The organism is Pseudonocardia sp. Cha107L01, assembly GCF_052566575.1.
In genome coordinates, this window is sequence record NZ_CP199579.1 from 2,861,893 (window position 1) to 2,876,910 (window position 15,018).

The 15,018-nt window shown below is 71.8% G+C and carries 10 protein-coding genes; 6 read left to right on the forward strand and 4 right to left on the reverse strand.

What is annotated here, in order from left to right; all coding sequences use genetic code 11:
* Nucleotides 1-2 precede the first annotated feature (2 nt).
* The 4 genes from ACTXG6_RS13640 to ACTXG6_RS13655 all read left to right on the forward strand — a co-directional run bounded on the left by ACTXG6_RS13640 (nucleotide 3) and on the right by ACTXG6_RS13655 (nucleotide 4,404).
* Nucleotides 3-1,040 carry an alpha/beta fold hydrolase gene (locus tag ACTXG6_RS13640; protein ID WP_445188157.1) on the forward strand — a complete coding sequence of 346 codons (1,038 nt, stop codon included), beginning with the start codon at nucleotides 3-5 and terminating at the stop codon, nucleotides 1,038-1,040.
* Between the two features lie 109 nt (nucleotides 1,041-1,149).
* Nucleotides 1,150-1,953, forward strand: coding sequence for a hypothetical protein (locus ACTXG6_RS13645; protein ID WP_445188158.1), 804 nt, complete (start codon nucleotides 1,150-1,152; stop codon nucleotides 1,951-1,953).
* A complete protein-coding gene (locus ACTXG6_RS13650) occupies nucleotides 1,950-2,471 on the forward strand; it encodes a hypothetical protein (RefSeq protein WP_445188159.1) in 522 nt (173 codons plus the stop codon). Before ACTXG6_RS13645 ends, ACTXG6_RS13650 begins: the two co-directional genes overlap by 4 nt.
* Nucleotides 2,472-2,766: 295 nt before the next feature.
* Nucleotides 2,767-4,404 carry a DUF6777 domain-containing protein gene (locus ACTXG6_RS13655; RefSeq protein ID WP_445188160.1) on the forward strand — a complete coding sequence of 546 codons (1,638 nt, stop codon included), beginning with the start codon at nucleotides 2,767-2,769 and terminating at the stop codon, nucleotides 4,402-4,404.
* A gap of 118 nt (nucleotides 4,405-4,522) precedes the next feature.
* On the opposite strand, the gene ACTXG6_RS13660 is transcribed toward ACTXG6_RS13655, so the two are convergent.
* The 4 genes from ACTXG6_RS13660 to ACTXG6_RS13675 all read right to left on the reverse strand — a co-directional run bounded on the left by ACTXG6_RS13660 (nucleotide 4,523) and on the right by ACTXG6_RS13675 (nucleotide 11,563).
* Nucleotides 4,523-8,518 (reverse strand): ATP-binding protein, encoded by a 3,996-nt coding sequence (locus ACTXG6_RS13660; RefSeq protein WP_445188161.1) that lies wholly within the window; start codon nucleotides 8,516-8,518, stop codon nucleotides 4,523-4,525.
* Nucleotides 8,515-10,014, reverse strand: a complete 1,500-nt coding sequence (locus ACTXG6_RS13665) for a hypothetical protein (RefSeq protein WP_445188162.1) — start codon at nucleotides 10,012-10,014, stop codon at nucleotides 8,515-8,517. Before ACTXG6_RS13665 ends, ACTXG6_RS13660 begins: the two co-directional genes overlap by 4 nt.
* A 116-nt stretch (nucleotides 10,015-10,130) precedes the next feature.
* Nucleotides 10,131-10,796, reverse strand: coding sequence for a response regulator transcription factor (locus tag ACTXG6_RS13670; RefSeq protein WP_445188163.1), 666 nt, complete (start codon nucleotides 10,794-10,796; stop codon nucleotides 10,131-10,133).
* A complete protein-coding gene (locus ACTXG6_RS13675) occupies nucleotides 10,787-11,563 on the reverse strand; it encodes a sensor histidine kinase (RefSeq protein WP_445188164.1) in 777 nt (258 codons plus the stop codon). The genes ACTXG6_RS13670 and ACTXG6_RS13675 overlap by 10 nt, the downstream gene beginning before the upstream one ends.
* Nucleotides 11,564-11,765: 202 nt before the next feature.
* Between ACTXG6_RS13675 and ACTXG6_RS13680 the strand changes: the two genes are divergently transcribed.
* Together ACTXG6_RS13680 and ACTXG6_RS13685 are read left to right on the forward strand one after the other, a co-directional pair.
* On the forward strand, nucleotides 11,766-14,477 hold the full coding sequence (locus ACTXG6_RS13680; protein WP_445188165.1) for an Hsp70 family protein: 2,712 nt from the start codon (nucleotides 11,766-11,768) through the stop codon (nucleotides 14,475-14,477).
* Between the two features lie 229 nt (nucleotides 14,478-14,706).
* On the forward strand, nucleotides 14,707-14,949 hold the full coding sequence (locus tag ACTXG6_RS13685; protein WP_445188166.1) for a hypothetical protein: 243 nt from the start codon (nucleotides 14,707-14,709) through the stop codon (nucleotides 14,947-14,949).
* Nucleotides 14,950-15,018: the final 69 nt, after the last annotated feature.

The following is a 15,018-nucleotide window of genomic DNA, read 5'->3' on the forward strand; positions in this document are numbered from 1 at the left end:
TTGTGACTGGCCCGGACGCGCCGTACGAGGTGCACGAGATCCCCGACTTCACCCTGGAGTGCGGGGCGACACTGCGCCCGGCAAGGGTGGCGTACCAGACCTACGGCACGCTGAACGCGGACAAGTCCAACGCCATCGTGTACCCCACCTGGTACTCCGGGCGGCACTGGGACAACGAGTGGCTGATCGGCGAGGGTATGGCGCTGGACCCCGAGCGGTGGTTCATCATCGTGCCGAACATGCTCGGCAACGGACTGTCCAGCTCGCCGTCCAACACCCCGCCGCCGTGGGACCGCGCCCGGTTCCCCCGGGTCAACGTGCGGGACAACGTGGAGTCGCAGTACCGGTTGATCACCGAGGTGTTCGGGATCGAGACCCTGCCGCTGGTGCTGGGCTGGTCGATGGGCGCGGGGCAGACCTACCAGTGGGCGGTCAGCCACCCGGAGATGGTGCAGCGCATCCTGCCGTTCTGCGGCTCGTCCCGTACCGCGCCGCACAACAAGGTCTTCCTCGACTCGCTGCGGTCCGCCCTGACCGCGGATGCCAAGTTCGCCGGCGGTTGGTATCCGGACGACGACTGGCCCATGCTCGGGCTGCGCGCCTTTGCCCGGATCTACGCCGGCTGGGGCTTCTCGCAGGCGTTCTACTGGAACGAGGTGTGGCGCGAGCTGGGGTTCGCCTCGTTGGAGGACTTCGCGGTGGGCTTCTGGGAGGGTTTCTTCCTGGACGGCCGGGACCCGAACAACCTGCTCACCATGCTCGACACCTGGTGGGCCGGTGACGTGGGCGGCGGCCCGGGGTTCACCTCCATCGAGCAGGCGCTCGGTTCGATCAGGGCGAAGGCGCTGGTGATGCCGGCGGAGAAGGACCTCTACTTCCCGCCGGAGGACGAGGCGTGGGCGGTCAGCCACATGCCCAACGCCGAGCTGCGGGTGATCCCCGGGGTGTGGGGACACTTCGCCGGCGGCGGGCCGAACCCGGTCGACACCGCCTTCATCAACGCCGGGGTGGCCGAGTTGCTGGCGGCCGACCCGGGCTGACCGGACATAATCGGCATATCTCATGGGCTCCGAAAGGGACGCGCAAAACATAATGTGACGGGTATCACTACGCCGCGTGCGGTGCTGTTCAGTGGGGCATTCAAACCCCATGAACAGTGTCACCACGGTTATAGTGATCATAATAGCGGTGATCGTTATTCTGGCAATTGGTGCGGCGATCTACCGACTGACTCAGAAGCGTCGCTCGGATCGCCTGCAAGAGCGTTTCGGCCCTGAGTACGACCGGGCCGTGGAACGCGCCGACGATCGCCAGGGTGCCGAGTCGGAGCTGCTCGAGCGCGAGAAGCGGCACAAGGAACTCGAGCTCCGCACGCTGGATGCGGGGCAGCAACGCCAGTTCGAGCAGCGCTGGTCCGACGTCCAGCGTGACTTCGTCGACGGCCCCGCCAAGGCGGTGCACCACGCCGACCGTCTGGTCGTGGCCGTGATGTCGGCACGCGGCTACCCGGTCGACGACTTCGACCAGCGGGCCGACGACCTGTCGGTGAAGTACCCGAAGGTCACCCAGCACTACCGCGAGGCGCGGCGGATCGCCAGGGCCAACGAGCGTGGCGAGGTGAGCACCGAGGAGCTGCGTACCGCCGTCACGTCCTACCGCTCGCTGGTGGACGCCCTGCTGCACGACAGCGACGGGCCGAAGAGCGACAGCGTCCGGACCGACAGCGCCCGGCGGGACACCGACCAGCTGAAGGCGCGGCGCGACAGCAACGGCCAGCAGGGCAACAACGACCCGCGTGGCGACGACCCGCGTGGCGATGACCAGCGGGAGCACGACCGGCGCGACGCGGAGCGCGGCAGCGACCGCCCCGCGGGCGACCGACCGAGGACCGAGCACGACGACGACCGACCGAAGGCGCGGCACGGGTCGAACGGACAGGAGGGCACGGTATGACGACCGAACACGGCATCCGAGCGAACGACATGGCCAGCGAGGACGAGCTCCAGGAGCGGACCCCGCCCACCGGGAACGACGTCGGAGAGCCCGGCACCCGGGACGCCGACACCCACGGGGCCACCGGCGAGACCGGCCGCATGCGCGGCCTCGACGACGCTGAGCCGCACGCCGACGGCGCCGCTGCCCACGCGGACGGGACGGTCTCCGATGCCGGGTCCGGCACCGGCGGCACGGCGGCCGGCGAGCAGTCGCCCAGCCTCATCGCGCCGGACCGCGCGGCCGGCTTCCAGAAGCGCTGGGACGAGCTCAAGGGCGACTTCGTGGACAATCCCCGGCACACCGTTCAGCAGATCGATGGGCTGGTCGGCGACGTGCTGGACGAGCTGGAGCAGGTGTTCCGCCGCCAGCGTGGAGACCTCGAGGCGGGGCTGTCCGACGAGGGTTCCTCGACCGAGGATCTTCGAGTTGCATTCGGGCGCTACCGCGAATTCTTCGACCGACTGTTGAAGGTCTGATTTCAGGTACACCCAGAGTCGGCCCGACACCACTGACGGTGTCGGGCCGATTTTTTGTGCGTTGTCGACCGGTCGATCGGACTAATACATCCGGACCAACTCGGTAGGCCAATTGCCGTAATGCGCCGCACCGCGCTGATCAATTCCGCGCATTGGTCGGGGGAGAACCCTACCTCGGTTACGGGGGAAGGCTCCGCGCTCGCGGGGGAGCACACCATCGAATCGGCACCCCCGGAGTGACACCGTTTCCAGTATCAGAGCTGGGGACCCGCAGTCACCGAGGAGCACACCCCTGATGACCACCGACATGAACCCTCCGCCGCAGCCTCGACGTCCAGCCGATGGCTCCGGAATCTCGGTTCGCACCACGATCCTCGTGCTGCTCGCCGCCTTCGCGGTGCTGGTGGGTGTCGGCGCACTGATCGCCGGTCCGGTGTCCACCCCGAACAAGGTCTCCACCACCCCGACCATTGCCGCGGCGCAGGTCCAGCTCGAGCCGACCTCGTCGCCCGGGGAGAACCCGTTCATGGAGCCGGTGGGCCAGGACCAGACGGTGGCCACCCCGGTCACCGCCGGCGGCCAGTTCTCCAGCGACACCCCGGGCCTGTTCGGCGACTCCGGCAACCAGAACAGCTGTGACGCGAAGACCATGATCAGTAACTTGCAGGCCGACCCACCGCGGGCGACGGCCTGGGCGGCCGCGCTCGGCGTCACCTCCGACAAGATCCCGGACTTCGTGGGCACCCTGACCCCGGTTGTGCTGCGCTCGGACACCTCGGTCACCAGCTACGGCTACGCCGACGGTGCCTTCACCGGTTACCCAGCGGTGCTGCAGGCCGGCACGGCGGTGTTCGTGGACAGCTACGGCGCCCCCACGGTCAAGTGCTTCAGCGGCAACCCGCTCGCCGCGCCGACCGATGTCCGCAACGTCGGCTACGCCGGCAACGCCTGGCGGACCTTCCAGCCCGCGGCGGTCACCGTCATCCAGCCGGCGACCACGGTGATCCACGACTACACCTTCATTGACATCCACCACGGGAGCCGGGTCCACTGCCCGGGCAAGGCCTGGTGGCCGCACCGGCGCCACCCCGACTGGAACAAGGACTGGGACCGCGACAGGGACCACGACAAGGACCACGACAGGGACCACGACAAGGACCACGACAAGGACCACCGCCCGAGCTGCCCCGACTACCAGGGGCCCGGCACCGACAAGTGCCGCCCCTCCGACACCGGTATCGACGGCAAGCCCCATCCCGGAAAGCCGGGGGACGGCAAGGACGGCGAGGGCAAGGACGGCGGCAAGGACGGCGGCAAGGACGGCGGCAAGGACGGCGGCAAGCCCAACGGCGGGAATGGCGGCAACGGCAATGGCGGCAACGGCACCCCGGGCAACGGCACCCCGGGCGACGGCACCCCGGGCAACGGCACCCCGGTCGGTGGCACTGCGGGCACGGGCAATCCGCCGCAGACGGGCGGCTCTGGAACTGGTGCCGCTGCTGGAACTCCAGGCGCGGGCACGCCGGGTGCCGGTGGCGGGAATGCGAGCAAGGGCGACGGCGGGAAGGGCGGCGGCGGCAAGGGTGGAGCCGGCCAGGGCGGCGCGCCAGCAGGAGGCGTCCCGGGCGGCCCAGCGGGCGGCGGAGGCGGCACACCGAGTGGCCAGGGAGGCGGCAGTGGCCCGGTCGGTGGTGGCAATGTCGGTGGCGGTCATGGCCCGCTGAAGCAGGGCGAGGCCAAGCCGGTGCACCAGCCCGCTCCGATCGTGAACCCCCAGGGCACCCGGCACCCGAAGCTCGACACCACCGGGGCGCCCCCGGTGGACCGCGGCCAGATCCTGGTCAAGAACCCGGAGAGCAAGTCCGACAAGCACGAGTCGGACAAGCAGGGGGCCGACTCCGGCTCCGGCTCCGGCTCCAAGAACGACGACTGACAGGCCAACCACCACCCGGCGGGGGACGACCACCGCCCGCCGGGAATCCCAACCCTGGACCCACCGCCAGCCGGCGATGGGTCCAGGCGCATGTCCGCGGCTGCCCGTCGCACCGGCCTCAGCCGGCGGAACCGGCCAGCAACTGCTCGCAGGTGCGGACCAGCACCTGGGCGGCGTCCCGGACGGCCGACGTGGTGGCCGGGTGGGAGGCCAGCCGTTGCCAGTGGACGAGCTGCTCGCCGGCGGCGTCCCGGATGGCGGCCGGCGCGGCGTCGGTGGGCAGGCCCAGCCTGGCGCTCGGCTCCGGGCCGTCGGCGCCGAGCAGCTGCTCCGCCGCCTGCCGGTCTCCGGCCGGCAGCCGCAACGTCTCGGACCGCAGCGCGTCGGCGAGGTCGATCTCGACCAGCTCATGTGCCCCGGAGCGAACCCGTTCGAGCTGGTAGAGCAGGTCGTCGGCGTGCGGACCCCGCCGCGGGGCGCCCCGCACGACGCTCTCCAACTCGGCGAGCGCCGCGCGCACCCGCAGCGCCTGGGCCGGCCTGGCGATCCGCCAGGCCAGCAGCTCGCGCAGCTGTGGCAGGCCGCTGAGCCGGACCAGCTCCTGGCCGAGCTTGCCGCGGTTGGGTGCGCCGCCGGCGTGGATCAGCCGCAGGGCCTGTTCGATGCCGAACCAGCCGAGGCGCGCCAGCAGCTCCGGGGTGGTGTGCTCGGACAGTTCGGCGGGCGCCCGGTTGCTCAGTCCGAGCAGCGACTGGAACTCCGGCTCCGTCAGGTCGGCGCCGGCGACCGCGAGCAGCGCGGCCACCGGAACCACGGTCTGGCAGTGCGGCGAGATCTCCGGGTCGTTCCGGTAGTCCGCCGCGATCTTCTTGGCGCGTTCCAACGCGTCCAGCCTGGAGCCGCCGAGCTCGTCAGCACGGGCCAGCACCCCGATCGTCGGTACCGGCTCCGCCGCGTTGTCTGTTGGCGCGCTGTCTGTTGCCGCGCTGTCTGTTGTCTCGGGGTCGGTTGCCGCGTCCGTTGCCGCGTCTGTTGTCTCGGTGTCTGTTGTCTCGAACAGGCTGGCGTCCTCGAGTCCCGGTCCGCGCAGCACCATCAGCACAGCGTCGGCGGGTTGGCGCGCCGCGCCGTCGTGGTCGGCCAGCTCGAGCGCCGGGTTGAACCGCTCGTTGCGCAGCGCGCGCAGCAGCGTCCTGGTGCCCGCGCCGGCGGCGCCGAGTACCGCCACCCGGGAGGGGCGACCGAGCCGGTCCGCCAGCTCGGCGAGCTGCCTGCGCTCGGGTCCGTCCGGGTATATCTGCTGGGCGGCCCGGATCAGTGCCCGTGCCTGAGCGGGCAGCGACTGGTCGCCGTTCACCGGTTCGCCGGGCTTGCCCACCACCGGCTGGGTGGGGATCAGCTGCGTTGCTTCGGCGATGAGTGCGCTCGGGATCTGCTGGGTGGTGTCCACGGTGGGCAGGGCGATTCGCCGGGTGGCGTCCTCGGTCCTCGGCGTGTCCGGTGGCGGCGGCTGGGTCGAGATGCGCTGTGTCGCGTCGACGGTCGGCGAGCTGGCTGGCAGCGCGGTGGTGCGTTGGGGTGCCTCAGGCGGCAGCGGTGGCAGGCGGATCACCTGGGTCGCCTCGGTGACCGGATAGGCGGCGGCCGACTGGGGCCGGATCCGCTGCGTCGCCTCGGCCGCCGGTTGGAGCTGCGCGGGCTCGGTCGGCTCCGCCGAGCCCGGTGCCGGTTCGGCGGGTGTTGACGCGGCCGCCGCTGACCCGGCCGGTGCCGGCTGCCCGGCCGGGGTCGACACCGCCGGCGCCGATGACCGTGGCGCCCCCGCCCCCGCCCCCGCCGCCCCCGCCTGGCTCAGCTGGGCGGCCCGCAGCAATGCCGGCGGTACCGGTTGGGTGGCTGTGGGCGTCGACTCGGCAGGTACCGGCACCGCGCCGGACACCGTGGTCCCCGCCCCGGGCGCCGACTCGACGGTGATCCGTCCGCCGACCGCGGTGATCCGGGCGACCAGGTTGCCCTGCCCGCGCCCGGCCGAGCCGGCGTTCGCGCCAGGGTCGAAACCGGGTCCCTCGTCCCGCACGCTGAACCACAGGGTGCCGGCCGCCAGCCCGATCCGGATGGCCACCGGCGCCCCCTGCGCGTGCTTCTGCGTGTTGTTCACCGCTTCCAGGCAGCAGAAATAGACCGCCGACTCGATCTCCGGCCCGAACCGGCGCTCGTCCGCGCCATTTTCGAAGGAGACCGCGATCGGCGGGTCCGCGGCGCCCAGGTCGGTGGCCAGCGCGGCGGCCAACCCGCGTTCGGACAGCACGATCGACGACACCCCGGACGCCGTCTTGGCGAGCACCCCCTCGGCGGTGCTGATCTGGGTGGCGAGCTGGTCCAACCGCTCCCTGGCCTGCTCGAGCTGCCCGCTGGACACCTCGTGCTCGACCAGGCCCAGCGCCAGCCGCAGCGACACCAGGTGGTGTTGGGCGCCGTCGTGCAGGTCGCGCTCGATCATCCGGCGCTCGCTGTCCATCTCGGCGACGGCCTGGCGCCGCGACAGCGCGATTTCCTCGGCGTGCGCCAGCGCGGCCCGCAGTTGCCGCTCCAGCTCGATGCCCAGCCTGCTGGCCTGGAGGATCGCGCCGAGGCTGTCCGCGACGTCCTCGAGCAGAGTGCGGCGCTCGGTGTGCAGGCCGGCCACCGCGCCCCGGTCCACCGCGATCGACCCGATCTGCTCGCTGCCCTGGCGGATCGGCAGCACCACGTGGTCCTCGGCCGGCTCGTCACCCTCGGTGCCGTCGCTCCAGGCATAGGTCCGGTCCCGCAGCCCGGGGCGCAACACGGTGAGCCGGCAGGACCGGGCACCGAGTCCCCGACCGATGGACTCGGCCACGCCGGCGAGGTTCGGCCCGTCGGACGAGCTGCCGCGGGACAGCGCGGCCACGTCGGCCAGCACGCTGTACGGGGCCGGCCGGCGGCCGTAGAGCAGCCGGTCCACCAGGCGCTCGGCGCGCAGGTAGGCCGGCAGGAACGCCAGCGCGGCGAGCCCGGTGGCCGCCGCGGCCGCGATCACCTCGCCCTCGCCGCTCCCGGTGCCGGGTAGCCACCCGGCGATCGCGCTGATCACCACGTAGCCGCCACCCACGATGACGATCACCATCATCGACGCCAGGCCCCGGCTGAACACCCGCTCGGCCCGCCACAACCGGCCCCGCCGGATGGCCACCAGCACCGCGGCCGCGATACCGGCGGCGGACAGCCGGCAGAACCAGAACAGCAGCGCGGTCGGCTGACCGCCACCGGCCTCGGCGGCGTGTGCCGTGGGGTCGACCAGGATCAGTCCCGGCATACCCAGGTACCACAGGAGCAGGGTCAGCACGGCCAGCACGCAGCAGGTGCCGAACGACGCCAGCAGCACGCTGAACAGCAGCCGGGCCTGGGTGCGCCGCTCGGCCGTCTCGCCGTGCCGGATCCGGTGCGGCAGCACGGCCAGTCCGGCCAGCGGTACCCCGAAGCCGAAGAACAGGATGCAGCTGACCGTGTGCGGCAGCAGCGCGGTGCCCACCCCGACCACGACCAGGGTGCCGGCCCCCACCCCGAGCAGCGCGAGCCGGCCGATCCCGCCGACCGGCCCGAGCTGCCAGCGGCCGGCGGGCAGCAGCAGCAGCGCGACGATGTAGGCCGCGCACGCCACCCCGTGCAGCAGGATCTGGTGCAGGCCGCCGATGCCGAGGCCGGTCGCGTTCTGCACCGCGGCCGCCGCCGCGTGTGCCTGGAGGTTGAACGCGCCGGCCGAGCCGATCATCGCGACGGCGAGCCACTGGGTGACCCAGGTACGCAGCCCCAGGAACAGCAGGATCCCGCCGATCAGCAGGTTCAGCCCGGAGAACGCGTAGTCGAGCACCGCCTGGGCAAGTGGCTCGCTGTGCGGCACGGCGTCGAGCACCCCGCGAGCCCAGGCGTTGCCGGTGGCGGCCTGCTCGGTGATCGCGGCGGCCACCGAGGGGGAGTAGGTGGCCACGGCCACCAGCGCGCCGACCGCCAGCCAGCCGATCGAGACGACGACGCAGGCGGCCAGCAGCACGGAGTACCCAACGGCGAGCGCGACCTCCGGCCGACGGCCGTTCACGGCGCACCGGGCCGGGTTCCGACCGAGCTGAACCGGTCGACGTAGGGCTCGAGCTGCTCGGGCAGCCAGGCGCGCAGCCGGGCCCCGCCGGCGTCGTCCTCGGACACCTCCAGGTCACCGCCCAGGGCGGCCAGCCGCTCGGCGTCGTGCGCCAGCCCGTTGCGCAGCTCGGCGATCGACGTGCTCGGTGTCGGGTCGTCGATCTCCACCGCCAGCCGGGCGTCGGCGTGTGTCAGGTGCACCCGCAGGGCGCGCTCCCCGGCCTGGCCGGCCAGCTGCTGCATGGCTGAGGCGGCCAGGTAGTAGATCCCGGACTCGACCTCCCAGGCCAGCCGAGCGGGCAGGTTGCCGGTCAGCCGCACCGGGCGGGGGAGATCGGTCGCCAACTCGTCCAGTGCGCCGTACGGGCCCTGGTCGCGCAGCACCGCCGGGTAGACCCCCCTGGCGATCACCCGGAACCGGTCCAGCAGCTCGTCGAGGCGGACCCGGGCGCGCACGACGGCCTGCTGCGCCGCCGCCGCGCCGGTCAGCTCCGGCTCCTCGTCGTCCTCGTCGAGGTCGTCCGCGTCCCGGTCGTCGTCCCGGTCGTCGTCCCGGGCGTCGTCACTGTCGTCGTCACTGCCGCTGCCGAGATCGTCCCCGTCGCGCTTGTCGGAGGTACCCGCGGCCGGCCCAGCAACGACACCGTTGCCCGGCTCGGGCTCGGCCAGGGCCTGGCCGGCGCTGGCCAGGTCCTCGCGCAAGGTGGCCAGCCGATCGGTCGTCACGTTCCCGAGCTCGGTGATCAACCGGCGGCGCTCGACGTCGCGGGCCTGGGTCAGCCTCAGCCGGGACGCCTTCAGCTCGTCCGCCAGCTCGTCCGCCCGGCGGACCCGCTCCTCCAACTCGGCGTTCAGCTGCACGCCGCGCAGCAGCATGCCGGCGCCGTTGGCCACGTCCTGCATGAGCCGCTGGTCGGACGGGGTTACCGGGCGCTCCGGCTTGCCGATGGCCAGTACGGCACGCAGTACCGGTCCGTCCAGCACCGGGACCACGTGGTCGGTGTCCGGCTGGGCGAGCAGTACCGCCAGGTTCGCCACGGTGCGCGGTGCGACGGTGTCCAACGGCGGGTAGCAGGCCGCGCTGACCAGCTTGTCCTCGACCGCCAGCCACAGCTCGGCCCGCTGCGCGTCGGTTCCCTCGGCGAGCACCCTGGCCAGCCCCGGCAGTGCCTGCTCCAGCGAACCGCCGCGGATCCGGGCGGCCGCCTCGGCCAGCGCGGAGTACGGGGTGGTGGTGGAGTCCCTGGCGAGGCGGTGCACCAGCTTGTCCACCACGGCCAGCACGTACGGAAGTGCCGCCACGCTCGCCGCCGCGGCCACGAACGGCAGCAGCACGGCGGCCTCGTTCTGTGGCATCACGAAGCCCAGCACCCGGACCACGAGCGGAAAGACGACCGCGACGAAGCACGCGACCAGAAGCAGCCGCAGCGATCTCGCTACGAGCGTCCTGTTCATCACGCACCCACCGGTCCGAGCCGTCGGGCACACGCTAGGGGGCGAGTCCGGCCCAGCCAAGCCTGACGTGCGATTTTCAGTGTGTCACCCGGATCGGGGCAGGCCCGCGGAGGGCGTTAGACCTCGGTGCGCTGCGAGCGCAGGTAGGTCAGCACGGCGAGCACCCTGCGGTGGTGCTCCGAGGTGTCGGTGTGCAGCCCGAGCTTGCCGAAGATGTTCGCGATGTGCTTCTCCACGGCCTTGGGCGTGACGAACAGCTGCCCGGCGATGCCGTTGTTGGACCGGCCCTCGGCCATCAGCCGCAGCACGTCCATCTCGCGCTCGGACAGCGATGCGACGACGTCCTTCTTGTCCCCCCGGGGGCGTTCCACCAGCCGTTTCGCCAGCACGGGTTCGATGACGATCTCGCCGTCGTGGATCCGGTTCAGCGTGTCGGTCAGCACGTCGACGCTGCCGACCTTCTCCTTGAGCCGGTACCCGATGCTGTCGGTGCCGATCTCCAGGATCCGCATCAGGTAGTGCGTCTCCGCGTAGTGGGACAGGAAGAGCAGGCCCATCTCGGGGTAGCTGGCGCGCAGCCGTTCCGCGGTGGTCAGGCCGCCGTCCGGCTCGGGTGGCATCCGGATGTCCAGGATCGCCACGTCGGCCTGTTCGGTGGCCAGCAGCGCGACGAGTTCGTCGCCGCCCCCGACCGCGCCGACGATCTCGTGTCCGGCCGCTCGCAACAGCATCAACAGGCCCTCGCGGAAAAGGGCACCGTCCTCGGCCAGCGCTACTCGCATGGGATCCTCACCGTGATCGTGCCCCTGCCCGGCTCGGTGCCTGGGGCGAGATTGACCGTACCGCCCAGCGGGTGGGCCTGGTCCAGCATGTATTCGACGTGTGTGGTGGTGGCGCCGGCGACGATGAGCGTCAGATCCCGCTGGTCGCGCGCGATGGACACCTGAAGTACCGGTGCCGCGCCGTGGGACTCGGCCGTCAGGCAGTCGGCGACCGCGAAGTACGCGGCGCCCTCGGCAACCGGGCCGAACCGGTCCGGCCCGGCGACGATTTCCACCTCGGCGCCCAACTGGTCGGCCAGTTCGCGCAGCGCGGGCCCGAGCCCGGCCTGGTCCAGCAGCGGCGGGTAGATCTTCCCGGCCACCTCGCGCAGCTCCTGCAGCACCGCGTGCAGCTCGTCCTGCAGTTCGTCGATCCGGTTCTGCCAGTCCGACTCGTCGCACGGGGCCTCGTAGCGGAGCAGACCGAGGCGCAGTGCCAGCGCGGAGATGCGCAGCGAGGCTCCGTCGTGCAGCTGGCGCTCCAGGAGCTGCCGACGCAACCACTGGGCGCGCTCCCGCCGTCGCTGGGCAGCACCCATCGATTCGCGGGCGGAGCGCACGGGGGTGCCGGCAGCGCCCAGCGGAGTGCCGGCAGTGGTGCCGGAGTCGCTGCCCTGGCCCCGGCCGGTCGTGTCCACCGGCCGGGCCCCGGGCAGCGCCTCGAGGCCCCCAACCGCGAGGCCGTTTGGGGACCGCTCGCCGTCGTGCCGAGGAGACGCCGGGGTCATCGATCAAGTCTCCAGCGGAAGGGGGCGGACCGGAAGGGTGTCAGCCCCAGCAAGAGGTGGGGTTCTCCCCACCCCCAATCAGGGCACCTATTTGGTAACCTCTGCATAACGCCTGGTCACGGCGGCGGCACCCGCGCGCATTAGGCTCGATCTTCGTGGGCGCCCCGAGCTAGGATAGGGCCCCATTCGGCGGAGGGGCCTCGTGAGTTACAACCTGGGCGTAGATCTGGGCACCACTTTTGTGGCCGCCGCTGTCGCGCACCCCACCCAGGTGGAGATGTTCACCCTGGGAGACCGCTCGGTCGTCGCTCCCGCCGTGGTCTATCTGCGGGACGACGGTGAGATGGTCACCGGTGATGCCGCCGGTCGGCGGTCGGTGAGCAGCCCGGACCGGGTCGGCCGCGAGTTCAAGCGCAGACTCGGCGACCCGACCCCGGTGATGCTGGGCGGCTCGCCGCACGCGGTGACGGCGCTGCTCGCCGCGCTGTTGAGCGATGTGCTGACGAAGGTCTCCGAGACCGAGGGCGACTCGCCAGGGCGGGTGGTGCTGACCCATCCGGCGAACTGGGGCCCGTTCCGCCGTGGCCTCTTCGAAGAGGTCCCGAACCTGGCCGGGCTGGTCGACGTCATCCTGGTCACCGAGCCGGAGGCGGCCGCCGCGCACTATGCCGCGTCCCGCCAGCTGGACGACGGCGAGATCGTCGCCGTCTACGACCTCGGCGGCGGCACCTTCGACGCCACCGTGCTGCGGGCCCGGCCCTCCGGAGTGGAGATCCTGGGCACCCCGGAGGGCATCGAGCGGCTCGGCGGGGTCGACTTCGACGAGGCGATCCTGTCGCACGTCAACTTCACCGCCGGCGGCACGCTCAGCGAGCTCGACCTTCGGGACCCGCAGACCACGATCGCGTTGGCCCGGCTGCGGCAGGACTGCATCCTGGCCAAGGAGGCGCTCTCGGTCGACACCGAGACCGTGCTGCCGGTGTTCCTGCCGGGCCGACACTTCGACGTGAAGTTGACCCGCGAAGAGTTCGAGAACATGGTCCGCGCCCCGATCGAGTCGACGATCGGCGCGCTGTCCCGGACGCTGCGTTCGGCGCAGGTCACCCCCGAGCAGCTCAGCGCGGTGCTCCTGGTCGGCGGGTCCTCCAGGATCCCGTTGGTGGCGAAGATGGTGTCCGAGGAACTCGGCCGCCCGACGGTGGTGGACACCCACCCCAAGTACGCGGTAGCGCTCGGCGCGGCCACGCTGGCCGGCATCCCGTCGACGAACGGGGCGAGCGGCCCCAGGAGCTCGAACGCCGTCAGCGGGTCGAACGGTGCCAATGGTCAGGGTGGCCGCGGCGGGTCGGTCCCCACCGCGGACGCTGCCGAGTCGGCGTGGGCGGGGCCCGGCGGCGGCGCGGCACCGAGGCGTGAGCTGCGCGCACCGGCTCCGCCGGTCGGCGTCACGCGAACCGGACCCGGTTCCGGACCGCAGGCGCCGCCGGCCGGGTCGGTTGCGTCGGCCTCGGGAGCCGCGCTGGACGCGCCGTCCCGCCGTCCCGCCGATCCGGAGTCGCTCACCACCCGCATCCCCACTCTGCCGTCAGCGCCCCCGGCCGGCCCGCGATCAGGTCCTCCCGGGCCCGGTTCCGGCCGTCAGCAGGCCGGGCCGCCACAGCAGCTGGGTGGCCCGCCCGGTGGCCGTCCGCCCGGCGGCCAGGGTCCCGGCGGCCAGGGTGCCGGTGGTCAGGGTGCCGGTGGTCAGGGGCCCGGCGGCGGTCGGTACGACCCGCGCGGCCAGGCGGCGCCGCGGCCCGCTCCGCAACCGGCCCGGACCGGTGTGCCGAAGTGGCAGCTGCTGGGCCTCGGAGTGTTGGCGCTGGTGGCGGCGGTCGCGGTGGTGTTCGGCACCGTCTTCGTGATCAACTCGCTGCGGGCGACCCCGCCCTCCGGCTCCGACTCGGCGCCGGCCAACCCGGCGGCGGTGGCGCCGCCGCCGCCCGCGTCGGCGATCGTGGCGAGCGTGCCGATCCCCAGCCTGGGCACCCCGATCGCGATCGGTGCCACGCCGCAGTTCGCCGCGGTCTCGCCGAACGGCCGGCTGGTCTACGTTGCCAACGGCACGGCCAAGGTCGTCACCGTGGTCGACACCTCGATCAACCGGGTGATCGCCACGATCCCGGTGCCGGCCGGGCCACCGCAGTTCCTCACGTTCTCGCCGGACGGCCGCCGGGTCTACATCAGCATCTTCGACCAGGCGCGGACCATCGCGGTCGTCGGCGTGCTCGACACCACCTCGAACCAGATCGTGGCGACGGTGCCGGTGCGAACCAGGCCGTTCCGCGGCGCGGTCACCTTGGACGGGCGCCAGCTGTACGTGCCCAACCACGACTCCGGCACCGTATCGGTGATCGATACCTCCTCGTTCGCGGTGATCAAGGAGATCAAGGTCCCGGCGAACCCGCACTGGATCGAGTTCTCCAAGGACGGCGCCCGCGCCTACACCGCGAACCACGAGTCCAACCTGATCTCGGTGCTGGACGTGAAGACGGGCGCGGTGACGGCCCAGATCCCGGTCGGGACGAGTCCGCACGCGCTCTCGGTGCACCCCACCCGGCCGCTGGTGGCCAACGTCAACTACGACAGCAACAACGTGACGATGATCGACACGAACACCAACAAGGTGACCGCCACGATTCCGGTCGGGAAGAACCCACAGTCGATCACCTGGTCGCCGGACGGTCGCTTCGCCTACGTGGCGAACGACGGCGACGGGACCGTGTCCGTGATCAACGGGGAGACCAACCAGGTCACCGCCACGATCCCGACCGGACCGAGCCCGACCAGCGTCGCGGTTCTGCCCGACGGCCGGCTGGGTTACGTGACCAACCTGGACAACGGCACGCTCAGCGTGTTGAACCTCGGCGGCTGACACCGCGGTCATGGGTAGCCGTCACGGCTAGGGGTCACTGCTAGGAGTCACGGGTACGGCCGCGGGTAGGGCCGCGAGTAGGGGAGGCCCTACCTGGCAATGACGGGTTGGCCCGGCCCGGTGTAGGGGCAGCTCGATGGTTGCGGCTGCTGTCTCGGAGCATTCTTCAACTGTCCGGAAATACCCCGGACCTCAGCTTCGAGAAACACCGGAACCAGGGGTGGCAATCATGACCACAACAACCTCCACCCAGCTGAGTTTCCGGGACCGCGCGGTGCTGCGGGCAGTCGCCGAAGGGCGTTGCCAGGTCGCCGGCGGATGCGGAACCTCGCTGGTCATCGACGGTCTGTGCTGCTCCGACCAGTTCGTGGGACCTCGGCTCGCGGGCGCCGGCCTCATCGCCGTCGGCGGTTCCGCACCGGCACCCGCGCGCCTCACCCCGTCCGGCATGGCGCTTCTGCAAGCGGCCTAGTGCTGTCAGGTGCCACGAGTAAGGGACCACCGTTTTGTCACCAGCTAGGGACCACTTCGGCGGTCGTGG